We start from the raw sequence: 21,865 nt of genomic DNA, 5'->3' as shown, positions 1-21,865 counted from the left end.
TGGAAAAAAGTCGATATATAGGAGATTAAAAATTTCTAAAATTATCATCTACGAGTAGCCCTATTCTGACAATAAGAAAAAAGCCCTAATCTTCACGAAGAAGATTAGGGCTTAAATACGCCAAATATGGATATTTCAGGATTTCCTGGACGCCAATTCCGGAAGCAGTTTTGGGTTCATAATGCGAATATATGTCCCTTTCATGCCGAGCGAACGCGTCTCGATGACGCCGGCGCTCTCCAGCTTGCGCAGCGCGTTAACGATGACCGAGCGCGTGATCCCCGCACGATCCGCAATTTTCGAAGCGACGAGGAGGCCTTCTTTTCCTTCTAATTCCTCAAAAATCTGATCGACGGCCTCCAGTTCGCTGAACGATAGCGAGCTTACCGCAATCGCGACGACCGTCTTGCTCCGTGATTCCAGCTCGGCCTCTTCGGCTCTTTCACGCAAGATTTCCATGCCGATAATCGTAGAACCGTACTCCGCGAGAATGAGATTATCGTCTCCGAATGGCCCGCTTTCGCGGGCAAGGACTATAGTCCCTAATCGGTCTCCCCCTCCAATAATTGGCACAATTGTTACATTCGTCCCCGCGAATGCGGCATCGACGGGAGCCAGGAGAGATTGGCTATCGACGTCGACGGCTGTCGCGTCAATTCGCAGCAGCCTTGCGTTCGTTTCATTCGGAAAACGGTACTCATCCTGTCCTTCCTGCTTCAACATCCAATCCTGGAAATAGGAAGGCAGAGCGGCGCCCAATATTTTTCCGCGCCTGCTGACGACGAATACGCCGCCCGTAAGCGTCTCCCGCAAGCCTTCCGCCATTTCGCGAAAGCTTAGCGATTTGCCCGCAGCCTTCTGCAGCAGCGCGTTAAGCGTACGGGTCTTTTCCAACAGCGTCATGACTGCTTCCTCCTGCCTGACTTAAGCAACGGCTTTTACAAAATATATTGGCTTAAATCTCGGTTGCTGGCAATCGTGCCGAGCTTCTCCCGCACGTACTCGGGCGTAATTTCCAGCCGCTCCAGCTGAAGCTCCGGCGCTTCGAACGACAAATCCTCCAGCAGCTTCTCCAGCAGCGTATGGAGGCGGCGTGCGCCGATATTCTCTGTATTGCGGTTTACGTCTTGCGCCATGTTCGCCAGCTCCGAGATCGCCTCGGCGGTGAACTCGACTTCGATGCCTTCGGTACGCAGCAGCGCCGCATACTGTTTCGTCAAGGCGTTTTCCGGCTCCGTCAAGATCCGCACAAAATCTTCGTCAGTCAGGCTGCTGAGCTCGACACGGATCGGAAAACGCCCTTGCAGCTCCGGGATAAGATCGGACGGCTTCGCGACATGAAACGCGCCCGCTGCGATAAATAAAATATAATCCGTTTTAACGGGACCGTATTTGGTCACGACGGTCGAGCCCTCTACGATAGGCAAAATATCGCGCTGCACGCCTTCTCGCGACACATCGGGCCCCTGGCCCCGACCGTTGCTTGCAATTTTATCGATTTCGTCCAGGAAAATAATGCCCGACTGCTCCGCGCGGCGAACCGATTCAGAAACGACCTCGTCCATATCGATCAGCTTGCCCGCCTCTTCCTGCACGAGCAGCTTGCGTGCGTCTCGAACGGACAGCTTGCGCTTTTTACGCTTCTTAGGCATAAACTGGCTCAGCATTTCCTGCATGTTCTGACCCATTTGCTCTTGTCCGGGCCCCGAAAAGAGATCCATCATCGAAGGCGTTTGGTCTTCCACTTCGACTTCGACGAGCTCGTTTTCCAGCTTCCCGTCTTCAATCTTGGACAGGATATCGGAACGTTTGGATGCAAGATCGGGATCGACCGGGTCCGGCTCCTCCGCCTGCGCGTTCGCATTGCCGCCGAACAACATCTCCAGCGGATTGCGCTGCGTTTTCGCCTTGGACGGGGATGGCGCGAGCAAGGCGGCCAGCCGCTCGTTAGCGGCGCGAACCGCCTTGTCCTTGACTTTTTCCGTCCGCTCTTCCTTTACCATGCGGATCGACGTTTCGACGAGGTCCCGAATCATCGACTCGACGTCCCGTCCCACATAGCCGACCTCGGTAAACTTCGTCGCTTCAAGCTTAATGAAAGGCGCATGCACGAGCTTCGCAAGCCTGCGGGCGATTTCCGTCTTCCCGACGCCGGTAGGTCCGATCATCAAAATATTTTTGGGCACGACCTCGTCTCGCAGCTCGTCAGGGAGTCTGCTGCGGCGGTACCGGTTGCGCAGCGCGACGGCTACCGAACGCTTCGCGGGCTTCTGACCGACAATGTATTTATCCAGCTCGGCTACGATCTGCCGCGGGGTGAGTTGATCGTTCATCGCTATCCCTCCACTTATCCGATTCAAATTTCTTCGACGATGAGGTTGTCGTTCGTAAATACGCAAATCTCGGAAGCGATCTGCAGCGAGTTTCTCGCAATCTCGGCAGCCGTCATTTGCGGCGCATGACGCTTTAATGCCCGAGCTGCGGATAAGGCGAAGCTGCCGCCGGATCCGATCGCGAGGATCCCGTCGTCCGGCTCGATAACCTCTCCGTTCCCGGACAGGAGCAGCATGCCCGTGGCGTCGACAACGAGGAGCATCGCCTCCAGACGCCGTAGTACGCGATCCGAACGCCAGTCCTTGGCAAGCTCTACTGCAGCGCGCTGCAAATTGCCGTGGTGCTCCTCCAGCTTGCCTTCGAACTTTTCAAACAGTGTGATGGCGTCCGCGACCGAGCCCGCGAAGCCCGCAAGCACCTGTCCACGGTACAGCCGACGTACCTTTTTCGCGGAAGCCTTCATTACCATGCTGTTGCCGAACGTGACCTGGCCATCTCCTGCGATCGCGCCTTTTCCGTTATGACGGACGGCGCAGATCGTTGTGGCGTGAAAAGTTGCGTCCATGCTTATTCCTCCCTCTTTCATCGGTTGAACACTTGCCTTGCCTATGGTCCGACGTTGACTGCCTGCTGGAATCGATATGTTTTGCGCCAAAGAAGCGGCTAGCTATGAATGCGCTGCCGCTGCTTCGACTGCCTATTGCCTAAGTGCCGACGAACCGCGATTCCTCGGCAAAAGCACGAACCGCCTCGAGCGCGCGTTCCGCGATCGCTTCATTTTTCTCTTTTTTGCTCTTGACCTTCCTGCCCAGCGGCGGAAACAACCCGAAGTTCGCGTTCATCGGCTGGAAATGGCGGAAATCGGCCGTCGTAATATATTGCGCCATGCTGCCAAGCGTCGTGTGCTCGGGCAGCGTTACCGGGTCCAGACCGCGTGCGAGCCGGCCTGCGTTCAACCCGGCGATCAGGCCAGAAGCGGCCGATTCGACGTAACCTTCTACGCCGGTCATCTGACCCGCGAAGAAGAGCGTCTCCCGTTCCCGATATTGATAGGTGGGACGCAATAGCTTCGGCGAGTTGATAAACGTGTTGCGGTGCATGACGCCAAAACGCACGAACTCGGCTTTTTCCAGGCCGGGGATGAGCGAGAATACGCGTTTCTGTTCGCCCCATTTGAGATGGGTCTGGAAGCCGACAAGATTGAACAGCGTACCGGCGGCATTATCCTGCCTCAGTTGAATGACCGCATGCGGCAGTTTGCCGGTACGCGGATCGACCAGACCTACCGGTTTCATCGGTCCGAACAGTACCGTCTGTTTGCCTCGGCCCGCCATCACTTCGATCGGCATGCAGCCTTCGAAGTACATTTCCTTCTCGAAGTCTTTAATTTCGGCCGTCTCGGCGGTCGTGAGCGCCTCGTAAAATGCGTCAAACTGCTCCTCCGACATCGGACAGTTCAAATACGCCGCTTCGCCTTTGTCGTATCGCGAAGCCAGGAACACCTTGTCCATATCTATCGAGTCTTTCTCCACGATCGGCGCTGCAGCATCGTAAAAATAAAAATACTCCTCGCCGAACAAGTCCTTGATCTGCGCGGACAGCTCCGGAGAAGTCAAAGGTCCGGTTGCGATAACGACGATCTCGTCCTGCGGAATGGCGGACAGTTCTTCGTTGACGACCGTGACAAGCGGGTGCTCGCGCAAACGACTCGTCACTTCGCCCGAAAAGCCTTCGCGGTCTACGGCAAGCGCGCCGCCTGCCGGCACTGCATGACGATCCGCCGCGGATAAAATTAAAGATTGCAAAAGTCGCATTTCTTCTTTAAGTACGCCGACCGCATTGGTCAGGCCATTGGCTCTTAAGCTATTGCTGCATACGAGTTCGGCAAACCGGTCGGTATGGTGCGCCGGCGTCTTGCGTACGGGCCTCATCTCGTAAAGCTTGACCGGCACGCCTTGAGAAGCGATCTGCCAGGCCGCTTCGCTGCCGGCGAGTCCCGCCCCGACGACGGTTACGGCTGGATATGAATTCACGATCATAGACCTCCTGCGCTGCAAATACAATTCGGCTCCCGCAACCGGCAAGGCGCGCTTGCGATCCCGGGAGCCGCCATTTTAGTCGAACGCTTCTTCGAGTTCCGCGGCTTCCTCCTGATGGGTGCATGCGGTGCAGTGCCATTCGGTCTGGCCGCGCACGCGCTTCTCCACCATCATGCCGCCGCAATCCGGACAAGGCTTCGGCACCGGTTTGTCCCAAGAAACAAAGTCGCATTCCGGATATTTGTCGCAGCCGTAGAACATCCGTCCCTTTTTGCTTCGCCGCTCTACGACCTGGCCGCTCTTGCACTTCGGACAAGTGACGCCCGTCGCCTTGACGATCGGCTTGGTATTGCGGCATTCGGGAAATCCGGAGCAAGCGAGAAACTTGCCGAATCTGCCCATCTTGTAAACCATCTGACTGCCGCATTTTTCGCAGATTTCGTCCGAGGGCTCATCCTTAATCTCGATTTCCTTCATTTCCTCTTCGGCCACTTCAAGCCGCTTCTCGAACGACTTGTAAAACTCGCCGATGACGTCGACCCAATCTTCCTTGCCGTCCTCGACATGGTCGAGGTCGCCTTCCATATGCGCCGTGAACTCGGCATCCAGAATCTCCGGGAAAAATTCTTCCATAAGCTGAATGACTAACTCGCCGAGCTCGGTCGGGAAAAACTTCTTCTCTTCGATGGCCACATAGTTGCGCTTTTGGATCGTCTCCAGCGTCGGCGCGTATGTGCTTGGCCGTCCGATGCCGAGTTCCTCGAGCGATCTTACCAGACGCGCTTCGGTGTATCGCGGAGGCGGCTGCGTAAAGTGCTGCTTGGGATCGACAGACTCCGTCTTTACCTTGTCGCCGGTCGTAAGGGCAGGCAACAGTCGCTCTTCGTCAGGCGTGTCGTCATCGCTGCCTTCGACATATACCTTCATAAAGCCGGCGAATTTGAGCTTGGAGCCCGCCGCGCGGAATGTCGCCTCGCCGCTGATCAGATCGACCGTCATCGTGTCGAGCACGGCGGAAGACATCTGGCTCGCGACGAAGCGCTCCCATACGAGCTTGTAAAGCCGAAGCTGATCACGGGACAGATACTGCTTGACCTCTTCCGGCGTTCGCAGTACAGATGTCGGCCTGATCGCCTCATGCGCATCTTGTGCGTTGGCATTCTTTTTCAAATAAACGCGAGGCGTTTCCGGATAAAAGCTCGCGCCGTATTTTTCTTCGATAAAGCCTTTGGCTTCCTCTTGGGCGATCGGCGAGATACGCGTCGAATCCGTACGCATGTACGTAATAAGACCTACCGTGCCTTCAGCGCCCAGGTCGACGCCTTCGTATAGCTGCTGCGCCACCTGCATCGTTTTGGAAGCGCGGAAGTTCAGCTTGCGCGCCGCCTCCTGCTGCAAGGAGCTCGTAATAAAAGGCGGCGAAGGGTTGCGCTGCCTTTCCTTTTCCTTGATCTCGCCAACGATAAAGGGGTTGTTGCCGACTTTTTCAAGAACCTTGTTCACGTCGGCTTCCGTGTGAAGTTCGCTTTTGTCGCCGGCCAGCGAATGGAACTTCGCTTCGAATGCGGACGCCCCCTGCTTCAAGTGAGCGGTGATGCTCCAATATTCGACGGGCTCGAACACTTTGATTTCGTTTTCACGGTCCATGATCAGCTTGACCGCAACGGATTGTACGCGGCCCGCGCTCAAGCCCTTCTTCACTTTTTTCCATAGAAGCGGGCTGATCTTGTAACCGACCAGGCGATCGAGCACGCGCCGGGCTTGTTGAGCGTTGACAAGATCCATGTTAATCGGGCGAGGCGTCTTGAATGCGTCCTTGACGGCCTGCTTCGTTATTTCATTAAATACGACGCGGCAAGCGTCCTTTTCGTTCAACTCCAAATAGTGGGCAAGATGCCACGCGATCGCTTCGCCTTCGCGATCGGGGTCGGCCGCGAGATAGACGCGCTTGACCCGCTTGCTGGCGTCCTTGAGCTCTTTGAGGATGCTTCCTTTGCCTCTGATCGTTATATATTTCGGTTGAAAATCGTTTTCCACTTCCACGCCGATTTGGCTTTTCGGTAAATCGCGGATGTGCCCCATGGATGCCTTGACGATATACTTGCTGCCTAAATATTTGCCGATCGTCTTGGCCTTGGCCGGGGATTCTACGATGACAAGTGAATCCGCCACGTCAAAACCTCCTCTCCTACGGTCAACGGGCCCTTGGCCGGTCCGTCGTCCGTTTGAAATCCGGGATCGACGGGGCGCTCACAGGGCGATATATACGGAACCGGGTTGCTGGTGTATTCGTTGCTTTATTTGTAAAGATATCAGAACCGCGTGTAAAAGTCCAAACGTGAGGCCGCTGCGATGGCATAGTTCCTCCGCGGAAGCCGGCCCGTCGGCCAGCAGACGGAATATTCGCGCTTCTTGTTCCGTGAGCTCGGGCATGCTGTACGAAGGCATTTCCGGGATCCGGACGCCGCCAAGATAGCGGCGGTAATGCTTGATCACATCCTCCGCTTCAAGCACTTGGGCGGCCGCTCCGTCGCGAAGCAGCTCAAGCGCGCCGCGGCTTCTCGGCGAGCTGATCGGACCCGGCACCGCAAAGACGTCGCGATTTTCCTTGATCGCTTCGTTCGCCGTGAGCAATGCTCCGCTGCGCGACGCCGCTTCCACTACGACGACGCCGAGCGACAAACCCGCGATAACCCGATTGCGCATCGGAAACATGCCGGGATGAATCGGTACGTCCGGCGGCGTCATCGAAACGATTAAGCCTTCTTCCGCGATGCGCCTGTAGAGCAGGCGATTTTCCGGCGGGTATACCACATCGGCGGGCGAGCCGAGCACGGCTACCGTCCCGCCGCTGCCGCGAAGCGCGCCGGCATGGGCGGCGGCGTCGATGCCCTTGGCCATTCCGCTTGTGACTGCGAGTCCGGCGTGGCTGAATGCGGCGGACAAATCCTCTGCAGCGCGCTTGCCGTAAATCGTCGCTTGCCGGGTCCCGACGACGGCGATCTGCGGTCTAGCAAGCAATTCCAATCGTCCAATATAATAGAGCACCCAAGGCGGTCTGTAAATATGCCGAAGCAAATCGGGATAGTCCGGATCCATTTCCGTCACGACGGAAAGCCCGGTTTTATCCCATCTGGCGCGGCGACGTTCCATTCGACGGCTATCCAAGCTTGCGACAATCGCCTCGGCTCTTCTTGCGGAAAGCCCCATTTCCCTCCATTCGGCGGGCCTTCGCAGCGCTGCGCCCTTCAAGCCGTCCTTTGCCATAATCGTGTTGATCGTTTCCCAGCCGACGCCTTCCGTCTCGTGAAGCGCCGCCAGCGTATCTCGCAGCTGCTCGAGCATCCGGACACAACCTTTCCGTTTTTCAAAAAAACAAACAGCCCTCCACGCTCCGTCGGGAGCGCGGAAGGCTGCCTGCCATCCGAAAAATCACGTATTTTGTCTAAATGTTAGTTCTTGCACTTTTCCAGCATGCCGCGCTCTTCAAGAACCGCGACCAAAGTCGCGCCCATGTCGGAAGGCGTCGGCGCAACGCGAATGCCGCACTCTTCAAGCACTTTGATCTTCTCGGCAGCGGTACCCTTGCCGCCGGAAATGATCGCGCCGGCGTGGCCCATGCGCTTGCCTGCAGGCGCCGTCGCGCCGCCGATGAAGCCCACGACAGGCTTGGTCATGTTGGCCTTGACCCATTCTGCCGCTTCTTCTTCTGCCGTGCCGCCGATCTCGCCGATCATGATGACCGCATAAGTGTCCGGGTCTTCATTGAACAGGTTCAAAATATCGATGAACTCGGAGCCTTTGACCGGGTCGCCGCCGATGCCGACTGCGGAAGACTGGCCGATGCCGCGCGTCGTCAATTGATGAACGGCTTCGTACGTCAGCGTGCCCGAACGGGATACGACGCCGACGTGGCCCTTTTTGTGAATATAGCCAGGCATAATGCCGATCTTGATCTCGTCCGGCGTAATGACGCCGGGGCAGTTAGGACCGATCAGGCGAGTCTTCTTGCCTTCCATGTAGCGCTTGACCTTAACCATGTCGAGCACCGGGATGCCTTCGGTGATACAGATGACAAGGTCGAGCTCCGCGTCGACCGCTTCGATGATCGAATCGGCGGCGAACGGAGGCGCGACGTAAATGACGGATGCGGTTGCGCCCGTCTTGGCAACGGCTTCGCGAACCGTGTTAAAAATGGGCAGCGTTACCTTCGTGCCGTTCTCCAGATCGAAATCGATCGTTTGGCCGCCCTTGCCCGGCGTAACGCCGCCGACCATTTGCGTGCCGTATTCGAGTGCGCCCTTGGCGTGGAACGCGCCAGTCGCCCCCGTGATGCCTTGGGTAATGACCTTCGTATTTTTATCGATCAAGATGCTCATGACTTCACACTCCCCGGTTCTCCCTGATTATTTCACCAGCGCGACGATCTTCTGAGCGCCGTCCGACATCGAATCCGCGGCCACGATATTGAGGCCGGAGTTGTTCAAAATTTCCTTGCCGAGCTTGACGTTCGTGCCTTCGAGGCGAACGACGAGCGGCTTGTCGAGTCCCAGCTCGCGCGCAGCGGCAACGACGCCCTCGGCAATGATGTCGCACTTCATGATGCCGCCGAAGATGTTGACGAAGATTCCCTTAACGTTCGCGTCGGACAAAATGATCTTGAACGCTTCGGTTACTTTTTCTTTCGTCGCGCCGCCGCCGACGTCGAGGAAGTTGGCCGGCTCGCCTCCGAAATATTTGATAATGTCCATCGTGGCCATAGCAAGGCCCGCGCCGTTGACCATGCAACCGATGTTGCCGTCAAGCGCGATATAGGACAGATCGAATTTGGAAGCTTGGATTTCCTTTTCGTCTTCTTCGTCCAGGTCGCGAAGCTCCAGGATATCCTTGTGGCGGAACAGCGCGTTGGAATCGAAATTCAGCTTGGCGTCGAGCGCCATGACGTCGCCGCCGCCGGTAACGACGAGCGGATTGATCTCGGCAATGGAGCAATCCTTGTCCACGAACGCCTGGTACAGCGACAACATGAACTTCGCCGCCTTGTTCACGAGCTCGTTCGGAATATTGATAGCGTAGGCGATGCGGCGGGCCTGGAACGTCTGAAGGCCGATCGCCGGATCGACGATTTCCTTGATAATTTTCTCAGGGGAGTGCGCGGCGACTTCTTCGATCTCCGTGCCGCCTTCTTCGGAAGCCATCAGAACGACGCGTCCCGTGCCGCGGTCGACAACGAGGCCCACGTAATATTCCTTCTTAATGTCGCAGCCTTCCTCGATCAGCAGGCGTTTGACTTCCTTGCCTTCCGGACCGGTCTGGTGCGTGACCAGAACCTTGCCGAGAATGTCGGAGGCATATTGGCGAACTTCGTCCAGGTTTTTGGCTACCTTTACACCGCCGGCCTTGCCGCGTCCGCCGGCATGAATTTGCGCTTTGACGACCGAGACGGCCGTGCCGAGCTCTTCGGCAGCCTTGACCGCTTCGTCGACCGTAAACGCGACCTTCCCGCGAGGTACGGCGACGCCGTACTGTCTCAAGACTTCCTTGCCTTGATACTCATGAATATTCATGGCCCTGCATCCTCCCGTTTAAAACGCATCATAACAACCTTGTAGGCGCTTCGTACAAGCACCAAACCTTACCCATTGTATCACTTTTCGACTTGGCGTTCCTCTGTTTTTCATCAAATTTTTAGATGACTTTGGCAACGATTTCATCTAAAAAGGAGAATGAACGGCCCACACTTTCCTTAACATAGCCCAATACGCAGGCACTGTATTCATCGCTTTTGCCTATTGCCCGCCATAGCAGAAGAAGACGTTTTCCGCTTAGATTCGTGCATCCTTGTCAGCACTCTGCGTCCTAACGAGCAAGCCATCGCTCTTCGTCTTGAGAAGGCGATTTTCTCCGGCTGCCTCCTTATGTGCCCGGCGATTCGCGCGTTGCGCCAAATTCATAGCCGGGCACTTGCCTGTCCAGCGCGCGATACTGAACCGCCTCTGCGACATGCTCGAGTCCCACCGCGTCGCTGTCTTCCAGATCCGCGATCGTTCGTGACAGCTTTAAGATACGGTCATGAGCCCGGTAGCTAAGCCCAAGCCTGCTGTAAATACTGGTCAGCAGCGCCTCCGCGTCGCCCGCAAGCCGAACATGTGCGGCCAGCAGCCGTCCTGAGAGCTCACTGTTCCAGCGGATGCCGGCTTCGGCATAGCGGCTTTGCTGCCTTTCATAGGCGACGCTTATTCTATCTCTCGCGTCTGCGGATGACATCCCGCCCCCGCCGAAGCTGACAGGCTGCCTCGGGATCTCGACCTGGAGATCGATCCGGTCTGCCAGCGGCCCCGACATCCTTGCGCGATATCGGGCTAGCGAGCCGACCGAACAGGTGCATGGATGCTCGCTCTGATCGCCGCCAAAGTAACCGCACGCGCATGGATTCATCGCCGCGGCCAGCATGAAGCTTGCGGGAAAGCGCGTCACGCCGCGCGCCCGTCCGATCGTCACATGACGATCCTCGAGCGGCTGGCGGAGCGACTCGAGCGCGCCTCTTCCGAATTCGGGCAATTCGTCCAAAAACAGCACGCCCCGGTGCGCGAGCGTGACCTCGCCGGGCTTGGGCACAGGTCCCCCTCCGATCAAGCCGGAGGTCGATATCGTATGATGCGGCGCTCGGAAAGGGCGTTCCCGAATCAAGCCGGCGCGCGCCGCCGGAAACTTCCCGCTTACGCTATATATTTTGGTAACCTCAAGCGCCTCTTCGTCCACAAGCGGCGGCAGCAGCGATGGCAGCCTCCTGCAAAGCATCGTCTTGCCCGTGCCCGGCGGTCCGAGAAAAAGCAGATTGTGCATGCCGGCTGCCGCGATAAGTAGCGCCCGCTTGCCATGCAGCTGACCGGCGACGTCCTCCAAATCGAGCGGAACGCCCGAGGCGGGTCCGCTTATCGGCTCCGAATCGATCGCGGCATGTGCGATCGCATCCGTCCCGCCCCGGCCGCGAATCCAATCCGCCAGCGACGAGACGGACTGGACCTCGATGCCTTCGATCAATCCGGCCTCGCGCGCACTCGCCGGCGGCACGAATACGCGCCGCAATCCCGCCGACCGGGCCCTCTCCGCCATTGCAAGCACGCCCGGAACCGCCTTCACTTCTCCGTTCAGCGACAATTCGCCGATGATCAAAGCGCCGTCAAGCTCGTCCTGCCGCATCTGACCGCTCGCGCAAAGAATGCCTGCCGCGATCGCCAGATCGAACGCACTCCCTTGCTTGCGCATGTCCGCCGGCGCCAGATTGACCGTAATGCGATCCAGCGGAAACTTCATTCCGGCGTTCTGAATGGCTGCCCGCGCACGGTCGATCGATTCGCGGACGGCCGGATCGGGCAAGCCGACCACGTTGACTTGAGGCAAACCGGCGGCGATGTCCACCTCCACTTCGATCAGCCTGCCTTCAACGCCCAGTACGATCGCGCTCAATAGCTTGCAGTACATAAAAAATACACCTTCCCTCCGCAACGTAAATTCGTCGCCGGAGCAAGGTGCTTCCCTGCAATCCGTATCCATTTTATTTCCTTACCGCATAGTCTAATGACATGCGCGCCGCTTGTCAATCGCAGCCTTCAAAATGCGCCGGTCAAATGCCGCACTTCCGTAATCTGATCCGTCCCGTCGTACGTTACCGCCACGACGTCGAATCTCATCCGGCCCCCCTCAAGTCCTGCGAAGCGCAAATACACCTGGGCCGTCGCGCGAACCTGCATGCATTTGCGCGGCGTGACCGCCTCGATCGCCGTGCCGAACCGGCCGTTTTCCCTGCGCGAACGGACTTCTACGATCACGGTAACGTCCCCGTCCGACGCGACGATATCCAGCTCGCCGGTCCGGCAGCGCCAGTTTCGCTCGCGTATACGATAACCCAAACGTTCCAAAAAAGCAGCCGCTTCCGCCTCGGCACGATCGCCGCGCATTTTGCGAAGGTCCGTCTTCCGAATGCCCGCCCCCGGTTCCCGCTTCAATTTGACTGCCCCCTATTCCTCTGGGAGGCCCGCTTGTCCGAGCGGTAAACAAAGCTAAGCACCTCTGCGACCAGCTGGTACAGCTCCTGCGGAATCTCCTGTTCGAGGTCCAGCTTCGAGAGCACTTCGACGAGCGACGCGTCTTCTTGGACGGGCACGCCGTTCTCCACTGCGCGCTTCATGATCTCTTCCGCAACGACGCCTTTGCCTTTGGCTACAACGACAGGCGCGGACCTTGTCTCCGGATTGTATTTGAGCGCGACAGCTTTACGAGGGACGTACCGCTCGCCTCCGCCCGTCTCTCCAGCTCCGCCGGAACGATCGGCGCCTCCCGCCTTTCGTCCGTCACCCTTCGGCTGCTCCATGCGCTTCCCACCTTGTTGTATCCGTGTGCAGGCCGTCAAGCCCGATAATCGATACCTTTGTAAAGCTTGGCGGCATAAGCGCCTCCAGGGGCCGCCTGATTTGATTCTGGCGCGCCCGTCTCCGAGGCCACCCGCTCGGGATAGGGAGCTGCCGTCAAGGACATAAGCCGGTAACCGGCCGAACTGAGGCCATCCGCGGCCTCTCCCTTGGCTTCCTCGACCAGCTCCGCCATGCCGGGCTGATCGTTCAACAGGCGAAGCGAGACCATCCGGTCGACGACCTGTACGTCGACGACGGTGCGTCCCATGTGACGCATGTCCAGATCGAACAGCAGTCTGCAATTGTCGGCATCCAGCTGGCCGCGCCGCCCGCGCCGCGCTTCGATATGAACCTTGGCCGTCGTCTCGCCGTCCTGCCCCTTCATCGGAACGAATAGCGTCATATGGCTCATCATCGCCGTATTCTGGCGTTCTGCGGACAACAGCAGCTGTTGCCCGGTGATTTGCTGGACGAGATTTTGCGCCGCTTCGCGCAGCGCCGGCGGGACATCGTCGCTCGCGGTCAATCCGAGCAACACGCTTTTTAACGAGTCCGCCGGCTGAGCCGCCCCGTTCGCAGCTTGATCCGCCGCGTTTGCCGTGCCGGCCTGAAGTTCGCTCCAGATGCCACTTTTGAGCGCCGCATGCTCATGGTTTGCGCCCAGCGCGTTTAGCAGCTTGCCGATCCAGGACGGCTCCTTGTCCGCGCTCATCCCGGCCGTTCGATCGCCCGGGACGGCGGCGCCGTTCGCCGGGCGCGGAGACCCCGAAGAAGCTCCGGGCTCCGCTCGGCCGCCGACGGCGCCGGAATCCTCGTCCGCTCCATCAGGCGCAGCCCCTGTAGCTCGCAAACCTGCCGTCGCCGAATCCGACGCACGGCGGCCCGGCGCTTCCGCAACTCGCGGCGCGTCTCCCGGAACGCCAGCCGGATCCGCTTGCGGCATGACATTCCCGCGGCCCATCGCGTCCTGACGCCCCTCGGGCTGCCGAGCCGTTCTTGCAGGCTCCGCGAATTCGCCGCGGCCGTCCGGCTGCGGCCTGACGCCCGCGGTTGCATCCGCGGTCGCCGCACGACCGCCCCCGGCCGTTTCGCTGTCGCCGGAAGCCTGCGGCGCCGTATCCCCCGCAGCTTGGCCCTCCACCAGCGCGGTCACCTGCCTCAGCAGCGTCAAAACGCGCCGCGAGGCATCCGCCGTCTCCGGCTTGATCGACGGATCGGCCGCGGCTTGCCCTGCGAGCTCCGCCAGGGCGGACAGCTGCTCATGCAGCGGCTGGCCGTATAAAGCCTGTCTTAAAGAGCCGATCGTCGTCTCCGTCGGCTGCAACCCTCGCCGGAAGGCGACCCCCGCCGCATTCATCCACTCCTGCGCATCGGCGCCCGGCGGCTTGGCCGAAGCAGCCTGCGCGAACCAATCGGCCGTCTCGCGCGTAACGGGATAACCGTCCCGCGCAAGCCCGCGGAGCAGCTCCCGGCTCCACGGCTGCTCGGGCAGGCCGAAAGCCTTGACGCCTTCGCGGGCCAGCGTCAAGTCCGCGGCATCGGCCTGCGTCACGTCCGCAAGCGGCCGCAAGGAGACCAAGCCCGAAGACGAATCCGGACGTACCTGCAGCAGCGTGCTCTGGCCGACCGACATTTCAGCCTCGAGCTTGGCCCGGACAGGGACGCCGTTAATGTTCATAAGCGCATCCTGCCCGTCCAGCATCTCGATCAGAACGCCCCGCACGATCTGTCCGACCCGCAGCTCCAGCGCTTTGACGTCGGTCGGCTGGCTGTCCTTCATGAACGCCCGCATCAAAGAACCGATGTTCATGTCCATTTTGGCGCAACTCCCTTCTTCGAGTCTGCGCTCGGCAGAACTGAAGGTTATGTATCCGTTTATCGGCTGCCGCTCGTCAATTCGTTAAAACAGCGTCTGCTGCTCGGCGACGTACTTCGTTAAAAACGATCTGCGATGGAGGGGCGTGGGACCGAGCGCGAGCAGCGCCTCCCGATGCACCTTCGTCGCATAGCCCTTGTGGTCTTTGATTCCGTAGCCGGCATAATTCAAATCCCATATTTGATCGCACAACCGGTCCCGCGTTACCTTGGCGACGATCGAAGCAGCGCCGATCGATTGGCTGAGCATGTCGCCCTTGATAATCTTCGTTTGAGGTAGCGGCAATTCGACGGTCTCCGCGTCGATCAGCAGGTGGTCCGGCTTGACCGCAAGCCCCTCTACCGCCAGCTTCATCGCCAGACGCGACGCCTGCCGGATATTGATTCTGTCGATCGTCGCGGCGTCAACGCGGCCGACCGACCACGCAACCGCATTCGCGAGGATGATATCGTATAGCTCGTCCCGCTTTTTTTCGCTCAGCCGCTTGGAGTCGTCGATTCCTTCAAGCACCAGGCCGACCGGCAACACGATGGCCGCGGCGACGACATCGCCGAACAAGCACCCCCTGCCTACTTCGTCCACGCCGGCGATGGCGGACATACCGTCCGCCCACAAGTCCCGTTCGTACAATAATCTGTCGATTTCAAGAGGTAGCTCGGTTTTCAAATTCATCTCCGCCTTTAATGCGCTTTTGTTCGTATGCGTTCTGTCCTCTATTGTCCGACAACTGCGACAATCCGGCAACTGTTTTTCAACGCTCCCCATCGCCTGCAGCACCCCCAACCTGCAATTACTGACAATGGTTCTACCGAAGCCCCCATGCAAACGCATTTGCTGCAGTCTTCTCGGAAATAAAAAAAGCCCGCCGACCGAAGTCGGCAAGCCTCTCTTTAAATGACCGGCGTCTCGAGCGATATCCGCCCCAGCTTGCCGGAGCGCAGATCGCGCAGCAGGACGCCCGCAGCCTTGTCGTAGTCCACGTGGCCGCCGCTGCCGAGACAACCCCGACGTTTGCCGATATCGGCGAGCACGTCAGCCGCCGCCGCCGTGTCAGGAAGCTCCGCGGGTAGCGCGTCCAAATGGTAACGATCGGTCAGCGTGTCCCGGTAATGCTCCGCCAGATAACGGATCAGCGTACAGCCGACCTCGTCGACGTGCAGAACCTCTTCCTTGATTGCGCCCGTTGCGGCCAGCCTGAAGCCGACGTCCGCATCCTCGAACCTGGGCCACAAAATGCCGGGCGTGTCCAGCAGCTCGAGACCGCCGCCGGTACGGATCCACTGCTGCCCCTTCGTGACGCCGGGCTTGTCGCCGGTCACGGCGGCGCTTCTTCCCGCCAGCTTGTTGATCAGCGTAGACTTCCCTACGTTCGGTATGCCTACGATCAAAGCCCGGGCAGGCCTCGGCTTAAGGCCCTTGGCAATCTGCCGGTCGGTCTTTTCCTTAAGCAGCGCCTGGACGCGGACAGCGATATCCTTGACGCCCGTGCCGGTGCTCGAGTCGATCAGGAGCGCGCTGTGTCCGAGCGCCTGGTAATGCGCGAGCCAAGCCGTATTCGCGGCCGGGTCGGCCAGGTCCGCCTTGTTCAGCAAAATAAGCCTCGGCTTGCCGCCGACGATCTCGTCGATCATCGGATTGCGGCTAGCTTCGGGTATGCGCGCGTCCAGCAGCTCGAATACGACGTCAATCAGCTTAAGCTTTTCTTCGATTTGCCTTTTGGCCCGGGTCATATGACCGGGGAACCATTGGATGGTCAAACGAAACAGCCTCCTCTCGTATGCGCCTCGGGGTAGCGCCGGTCCACCCGGCTGCCGCAGCCTTGGGCCAAGACGCATCGCGTCAGATTCGGCTTAATACCCTTTGCCGATATATTTGATCTTGTCGAGCGGCCAGAAAACGAGTTCGGCCCGCCCGACGACGCGGTCGATCGGCACATAGCCGATCATGCGGCTGTCCTTGCTGTTCGGACGGTTGTCGCCCATGACGTACAGCATGCCGTCAGGCACCTTGCCGTCCGGGAACGTTTCGTTCGGGAAATCGCTGCTCCACTTTTCTTCGTTGTACAGCTGCCCCGAGGCGTGCATTTCCTCGTACGTATCCTGCAAATACGGCTCCTTTATCTTCGTTCCGTTGACGTAAATGTCGTCGCCTTGAACCTTGACAGTATCGCCGCCGACGGCGATGATCCGCTTGATATAGTCCCTATGCTCGTCCGGCACGTGAAAGACGATGACTTCACCGGCCTTCGGCTTGCGCATGTCGTACAGGGCTTTGTTCACGATGATACGTTCGCCGTTCCAGAAGTTCGGCTGCATCGACTCGCCGTCGACGATAAAAGGGTTGAACAGCAGCCAGCGGATCAGAACGACGAGCACGCCGGCGATCGCCAGCGCCTTGACCCATTCGACGGCTTCTTTGCCGGCCTTGGACTTTCCGGCGCCGGGCGCGGGCGGAGACGCACCGTTCGAGCCGGGCTCGCCGGGGGAAGCTTCCGGAACGGTCTGCCCGGAAGGCGAGCCGGGTACGGACGAATCGCCGAACGCGGTCTCCGTTTGCTCCCATTCATTCCGTTTGTCAGATTGATCCATAAGCTCGCCTCTTTTCTGCCTCAGCTAAATATACCCGTCCCAGGGTATGTATTTCACTTGTGCGAAGAACGCGAAGAACGCAAAAGAGGGCTTGAACGAATGCCAAGCCCCCTTGCTTTTTCATTATCGAATTTCCTTGATGCGAGCTGCCTTGCCGCGCAGGTTGCGCAGGTAGTAGAGCTTCGCACGGCGAACTTTACCGCGACGCGCCACTTCGATTTTCTCGATGCGGGGCGAGTGAACCGGGAAAGTACGCTCGACGCCGACGCCGTAGGAAATCTTGCGAACCGTAAAGGTCTCGCTGATCCCGCCGCCGCGACGCTTGATCACGACGCCTTCGAACAGTTGTACCCGCTCGCGGGAACCCTCGACGACTTTAACGTGAACCTTCAGCGTATCGCCAGGACGGAAAGCCGGGATGTCCTTGCGCAGTTGCTCTTGCGTAATCGTTTGAATCAGACTCATGGGGGTGTCCCCTCCTTCCGCCATAGACGTTCGTGCCGCTCCCCGAATATTCGAATCCGGATCTTAGCTTGCAGAGGACCGCCCGATTAATCATGCCGCAGCGCTGAGGCACAAGGCCGAACATAGGCTCCGACATACACAACATTTGAAATTCTATCATAAACGACCGCCGCATTCAAGTTCTAATTATTCTAGCAGACGATCGCCGGCGAATCGCCAGGCAAAAATGCCAAAGCTCAAAGAGCGTCGCCATCGCTCCGCTCCTGTACCGCAGTCTCAAGCCACTTTTTCTCCTTGTCGGTCAGCTCGGCAAGGTCCAGCAGCTCGGGCCGGCGCGCATGCGTCCGCAGCAGAGATTGCTGCCGACGCCACTTGTCGATCTCGGCGTGATGGCCCGATAGCAGCACGTCCGGCACCTGGAGGCCGCGGAAATTGACGGGACGGGTATAGTGGGGGTATTCGAGCAGGCCGTCGCTGAACGAATCGGTAACGGCGGAGCTCTCGTTGCCCAGCACGCCCGGCAGCAGCCTGACGACGGCGTCCACGACGGTCATGGCGGGCAGTTCTCCGCCCGTGAGCACATAGTCTCCGATGGACAGCTCGTCCGTCACCAAGTGACTGCGTATGCGCTCGTCATAGCCCTCGTAATGGCCGCAGATGAAAATGAGATGCGCCTCCCGGGACAGCTCCTGCGCCTTCGCCTGCGTGAAGGTCTCTCCCTGCGGACACATGAGAATGACGCGCGGCGGACGCGAGCTCTCCGCCTCCGAAGCAGGCATGACGCTCTCGGCTTCGTCGTTGCCGGGTTCTGTCAGCACCGTCCGTCCAGTAACCGCCTCTACGGCCGCGAAGATCGGGTCCGGCTTCAGCACCATTCCGCCCCCGCCGCCGTAGGGCGTGTCGTCGACAGTGTTGTGCTTGTTGTTCGCGTAGTCGCGGAAGTTCACCGTATTCAGGGAGACGAGTCCGCGATCGCGCGCTTTGCCCAGGATGCTGCTGCCGAACACGCCTTCGAACATCTCTGGAAAAAGCGTCAAAACGTCTACGCGCATCGTCAGAGCAATCCTTCCATCAGATGAACTTTGACCTTGCGGGCGGCGACGTCGACTTCCTTGACGACATCGTCGATATACGGCAGCAGCAAATCTCCGCCCTTCGGACGTTTGACGACCCACACATCGTTCGCGCCGGGGGACAGAATCTCCTTGACGAAGCCAAGCTCCTCGCCTTCCTCGGTGACGACCGCGCAGCCGACGATATCGCTCAGATAGTACTCGTCTTCCTCCAGCTCCACGCGGTGCTCGGCTTCGACTTTCAGCTCCCAGCCCTTGTATTTCTCGACCTTGTTAATGTCGTCCCAGCCTTTCAGCCGGACTACGAACATGTTTTTTTGCTCGCGGGCGCTGACGACCTCGACCTCCGAAGGCTGCCCGCCGGCTTCCGGATTCACGAGGAGCAGCTTGCTGCCCGCGCGGAACCTGACGTCCGGAAAGTCCGTCTGCGGCCACACCTTGATCTCGCCCCGCACGCCGTGCGTATTGACGATTTTGCCGACGTTCAACAGTTGTTGCTCTGACAAGGGAACGCCCCCTTTTACAATAGAATATCCCGACACGCTGCCTGCCCATACGGCAACAGTTGGCCCATAAGGACGAAAAAGCCCGGTACGCTGTTCGCGCGCCCGGACTTCAGCTGCCTGCTATTCGGATACGATGTCCACGATGACGCGTTTGTGGGTCTTGACCGCAGCGGACGAGACGACCGTGCGCAGCGCCTTCGCGATCCGCCCCTGCTTGCCGATGACCTTGCCGACATCGCCGGGATGAACGGTAAGCTCGTACACCAGGCCTCGCGCGTCTTCCTTGACCTGAATTCGTACGTCTTCCGGATGATCCACCAATGCCTGTGCAATAACCCGTATGAGTTGTTCCATGGCCGTTAGCCTCCGGGAAATCCGACGTCTTACTTCGAGAGCTTGGATTCGTGGTACTTCTTCAGAACGCCGGCTTTGCTCAGGAGATTGCGGACCGTATCGGACGCTTGCGCGCCGGATTGCAGCCACTTCAGTGCCTTCTCCTCGTCGATCTTCACTTCGGCCGGTTGAGCGACCGGGTTGTAGATACCGATCTCCTCGATGAAGCGGCCGTCGCGCGGGGAGCGGGAATCAGCTACGACCACGCGATAGAAAGGGGCTTTGTGAGCGCCCATACGCTTAAGACGAATGCGAGTTGCCATTTTAAACTTTCACCTCCTTAACGAGATCTCGATCCTTGCGGATCAGAAAGGAAACTTCATGCCCTTGCCGCCTTTGCCGCCGAGCAGATTTTTGAGGCCCTTCATCCCGCCCTTGGGTCCCTTCGGTCCCATCATGCCGGAAAATTGCTTCATCATCTTCTTCATGTCCTCGAACTGCTTGAGCAGCCGGTTCACGTCGGCCACGTTCGTGCCGCTGCCGGCCGCGATCCGCTTGCGCCTGCTGTAGTTGATGATGTCGGGCTTCTGCTTCTCCGCCTTCGTCATCGACTTGGCGATCGCCTCGGTGCGGGAGATCTGCTTCTCGTCGATCTTGAAGTTGGGATTGGCCTTCAGCTTGTTCATGCCGGGCATCATGTCGAGCAGCTGGTCGAGCGGTCCCATCTTGCGAACCTGCTCCATCTGCTCGAGAAAATCGTCGAAGGTGAACTCGGCCGTACGCATCTTGCGCTCGAGCTCTTTCGCCTTCTCCTCGTCGATGTTCGTCTGGGCCTTCTCGATAAGCGACAGCATGTCGCCCATGCCGAGAATCCGCGACGCCATCCGGTCGGGATGGAACGCCTCGAGCTGGTCGATCTTCTCGCCCGTGGAGGCGAACTTGATCGGACAGCCCGTTACCGCCTTGACCGACAACGCCGCGCCGCCGCGGGTGTCGCCGTCAAGCTTGGTCAGCACGACGCCGGTCAGCGCAAGCTGATCGTGGAAGCTCTTGGCCACGTTGACGGCCTCTTGTCCGGTCATGGCGTCGACGACCAGCAGCACCTCGTCCGGATTGACCGCCGCGTGAATCTGCTTGATCTCTTCCATAAGCGCTTCGTCGATCTGCAGACGGCCCGCGGTATCGATAAGCACGTAGTCGCGGCCCTCTTCCTTGGCGCGCGCCACGCCCTGCCGGGCGATCTCGACCGGGCTGACCTGGTCGCCCAGGGAGAACACCGGCACGTCGATCTGTCCGCCGAGCACCTGAAGCTGCTTGATCGCGGCGGGACGATAGATGTCGCCGGCTACGAGCAGCGGCTTGTGGTTCTGCGACTGCAGCTGCTTGGCAAGCTTGCCGACGAGCGTCGTCTTGCCCGCGCCTTGCAAGCCTGCCATCAGAACGACCGTAGGAGGCCGGTTGGACTTGGCCAGCTTGGACTGCGTACCGCCCATCAGTTCGATCAGTTCTTTGTGGACGATGTCGACCACGACCATGCCGGGCGTGAAGCTCTTCGTCACTTCCAGGCCGACGGCCTTCTCCTTCACCTTCGCGATGAAGTCCTTGACGACCTTGAAGTTGACGTCGGCCTCCAGCAGCGCCAGCCGCACCTCGCGCATCGCTTCGTTGACGTCGTCCTCGGACAGCTTGCCCTTGCCGCGCAGCTTGCCGAACACATTTTGAAGCCTTGTCGTCAATCCCTCGAATGCCATAAGCCGGTCCCTCCCTTCTTCGAAAATCTCGCATCTATTCGTTCAATCATATCATTTGTCGGGTTCGCGTTCAAAGCTCGCCGTCTTCCGTTCCGCGCAAACCTGCGGCCGTCCTGGCCAGCGCCTCGCGATGCGGCTCCGGGAGCCCGTCGATCTGCCGGTCGAGCGTCTCGAGCCAGCCGTGCAGCCGCACATGCCGCGCCATGAGTCCGAGCTTGTCCTCGTACCCCTCGAGTGCCTGCTCCGCCCGCTTCAGATGTTCGTAGACCGCCTGTCGGCTGATGTCGAAGTCCGAAGCGATCTCGCCAAGCGAGTAATCGTCGTGGTAATAAAACTTCAGAAACGTCTGCTGCTTGTCAGTCAGCAGCGGCCCGTAAAAATCGAACAGCATGTTCATCCGGGTCGTCTTCGCGAGTGCGCGCTCTCCTTGCATCACGATCACTCCTATGCTGTCAAGGGAAACGACTTGACACGCCGCGTCCGAAA

At 59.0% G+C, this 21,865-nt stretch carries 22 protein-coding genes; all 22 read right to left on the bottom strand.

Going from position 1 to position 21,865, the window contains the following annotated elements:
* Positions 1–135: 135 nt before the first annotated feature.
* Complete coding sequence (codY, locus tag ACFSR7_RS28340; protein ID WP_378167468.1) at positions 136–903, bottom strand: GTP-sensing pleiotropic transcriptional regulator CodY; 768 nt, start codon at positions 901–903, stop codon at positions 136–138.
* Positions 904–938: 35 nt separating this feature from the next.
* The gene (hslU, locus tag ACFSR7_RS28335; RefSeq protein WP_378167466.1) at positions 939–2,333 is read right to left on the bottom strand and encodes an ATP-dependent protease ATPase subunit HslU; all 1,395 of its coding nucleotides are present in this window, start codon (positions 2,331–2,333) and stop codon (positions 939–941) included.
* A gap of 23 nt (positions 2,334–2,356) precedes the next feature.
* Positions 2,357–2,899, bottom strand: coding sequence for an ATP-dependent protease subunit HslV (gene hslV / locus ACFSR7_RS28330; RefSeq protein WP_378167464.1), 543 nt, complete (start codon positions 2,897–2,899; stop codon positions 2,357–2,359).
* Positions 2,900–3,038: 139 nt separating this feature from the next.
* On the bottom strand, positions 3,039–4,367 hold the full coding sequence (trmFO, locus tag ACFSR7_RS28325; protein WP_378167462.1) for an FADH(2)-oxidizing methylenetetrahydrofolate--tRNA-(uracil(54)-C(5))-methyltransferase TrmFO: 1,329 nt from the start codon (positions 4,365–4,367) through the stop codon (positions 3,039–3,041).
* Between the two features lie 81 nt (positions 4,368–4,448).
* A complete protein-coding gene (gene topA, locus ACFSR7_RS28320) occupies positions 4,449–6,545 on the bottom strand; it encodes a type I DNA topoisomerase (protein ID WP_378167460.1) in 2,097 nt (698 codons plus the stop codon).
* A 78-nt stretch (positions 6,546–6,623) separates the two neighbouring features.
* Positions 6,624–7,718: a DNA-processing protein DprA gene (dprA, locus tag ACFSR7_RS28315; protein ID WP_378167458.1), complete on the bottom strand. Its 1,095-nt coding sequence runs from the start codon at positions 7,716–7,718 to the stop codon at positions 6,624–6,626.
* 107 nt (positions 7,719–7,825) lie between these two features.
* Positions 7,826–8,752 (bottom strand): succinate--CoA ligase subunit alpha, encoded by a 927-nt coding sequence (gene sucD, locus ACFSR7_RS28310; RefSeq protein ID WP_378167456.1) that lies wholly within the window; start codon positions 8,750–8,752, stop codon positions 7,826–7,828.
* A 27-nt stretch (positions 8,753–8,779) separates the two neighbouring features.
* Positions 8,780–9,940: an ADP-forming succinate--CoA ligase subunit beta gene (sucC, locus tag ACFSR7_RS28305; RefSeq protein ID WP_378167454.1), complete on the bottom strand. Its 1,161-nt coding sequence runs from the start codon at positions 9,938–9,940 to the stop codon at positions 8,780–8,782.
* Between the two features lie 349 nt (positions 9,941–10,289).
* Positions 10,290–11,858 carry a YifB family Mg chelatase-like AAA ATPase gene (locus ACFSR7_RS28300; RefSeq protein WP_378167452.1) on the bottom strand — a complete coding sequence of 523 codons (1,569 nt, stop codon included), beginning with the start codon at positions 11,856–11,858 and terminating at the stop codon, positions 10,290–10,292.
* 128 nt (positions 11,859–11,986) lie between these two features.
* Positions 11,987–12,382: a YraN family protein gene (locus ACFSR7_RS28295; protein WP_378167451.1), complete on the bottom strand. Its 396-nt coding sequence runs from the start codon at positions 12,380–12,382 to the stop codon at positions 11,987–11,989.
* Positions 12,379–12,747, bottom strand: coding sequence for an EscU/YscU/HrcU family type III secretion system export apparatus switch protein (locus ACFSR7_RS28290; RefSeq protein ID WP_378167450.1), 369 nt, complete (start codon positions 12,745–12,747; stop codon positions 12,379–12,381). The genes ACFSR7_RS28295 and ACFSR7_RS28290 overlap by 4 nt, the downstream gene beginning before the upstream one ends.
* 35 nt (positions 12,748–12,782) lie before the next feature.
* On the bottom strand, positions 12,783–14,603 hold the full coding sequence (locus ACFSR7_RS28285; RefSeq protein ID WP_378167448.1) for a hypothetical protein: 1,821 nt from the start codon (positions 14,601–14,603) through the stop codon (positions 12,783–12,785).
* 84 nt (positions 14,604–14,687) lie between these two features.
* The gene (locus ACFSR7_RS28280) at positions 14,688–15,335 is read right to left on the bottom strand and encodes a ribonuclease HII (protein ID WP_378167446.1); all 648 of its coding nucleotides are present in this window, start codon (positions 15,333–15,335) and stop codon (positions 14,688–14,690) included.
* Positions 15,336–15,553: 218 nt separating this feature from the next.
* Positions 15,554–16,420, bottom strand: a complete 867-nt coding sequence (ylqF, locus tag ACFSR7_RS28275; protein WP_378167444.1) for a ribosome biogenesis GTPase YlqF — start codon at positions 16,418–16,420, stop codon at positions 15,554–15,556.
* A 93-nt stretch (positions 16,421–16,513) separates the two neighbouring features.
* The gene (gene lepB / locus ACFSR7_RS28270) at positions 16,514–17,251 is read right to left on the bottom strand and encodes a signal peptidase I (protein WP_378167442.1); all 738 of its coding nucleotides are present in this window, start codon (positions 17,249–17,251) and stop codon (positions 16,514–16,516) included.
* A gap of 123 nt (positions 17,252–17,374) precedes the next feature.
* Positions 17,375–17,716, bottom strand: a complete 342-nt coding sequence (gene rplS / locus ACFSR7_RS28265) for a 50S ribosomal protein L19 (RefSeq protein ID WP_090117408.1) — start codon at positions 17,714–17,716, stop codon at positions 17,375–17,377.
* Positions 17,717–17,952: 236 nt separating this feature from the next.
* Entirely contained in the window at positions 17,953–18,768 is an 816-nt protein-coding gene (trmD, locus tag ACFSR7_RS28260; protein ID WP_378167440.1) for a tRNA (guanosine(37)-N1)-methyltransferase TrmD, read from the bottom strand.
* A 2-nt stretch (positions 18,769–18,770) separates the two neighbouring features.
* Positions 18,771–19,295, bottom strand: coding sequence for a ribosome maturation factor RimM (gene rimM, locus ACFSR7_RS28255; RefSeq protein ID WP_378167438.1), 525 nt, complete (start codon positions 19,293–19,295; stop codon positions 18,771–18,773).
* A gap of 120 nt (positions 19,296–19,415) precedes the next feature.
* The gene (locus ACFSR7_RS28250) at positions 19,416–19,649 is read right to left on the bottom strand and encodes a KH domain-containing protein (protein ID WP_090117411.1); all 234 of its coding nucleotides are present in this window, start codon (positions 19,647–19,649) and stop codon (positions 19,416–19,418) included.
* A gap of 29 nt (positions 19,650–19,678) precedes the next feature.
* Positions 19,679–19,951, bottom strand: a complete 273-nt coding sequence (gene rpsP, locus ACFSR7_RS28245; protein WP_378167436.1) for a 30S ribosomal protein S16 — start codon at positions 19,949–19,951, stop codon at positions 19,679–19,681.
* Between the two features lie 42 nt (positions 19,952–19,993).
* Entirely contained in the window at positions 19,994–21,379 is a 1,386-nt protein-coding gene (ffh, locus tag ACFSR7_RS28240; RefSeq protein ID WP_378114857.1) for a signal recognition particle protein, read from the bottom strand.
* Between the two features lie 70 nt (positions 21,380–21,449).
* Positions 21,450–21,812: a YlxM family DNA-binding protein gene (ylxM, locus tag ACFSR7_RS28235; protein ID WP_378167434.1), complete on the bottom strand. Its 363-nt coding sequence runs from the start codon at positions 21,810–21,812 to the stop codon at positions 21,450–21,452.
* Positions 21,813–21,865: the final 53 nt, after the last annotated feature.

Origin of the sequence: Cohnella sp. GCM10020058, from assembly GCF_042683485.1 — a bacterium.
Lineage (GTDB): Bacteria > Bacillota > Bacilli > Paenibacillales > Paenibacillaceae > Cohnella.
Note: the sequence above shows the minus strand (reverse complement) of the source record. Positions and strands in the feature narration are given on the sequence as shown.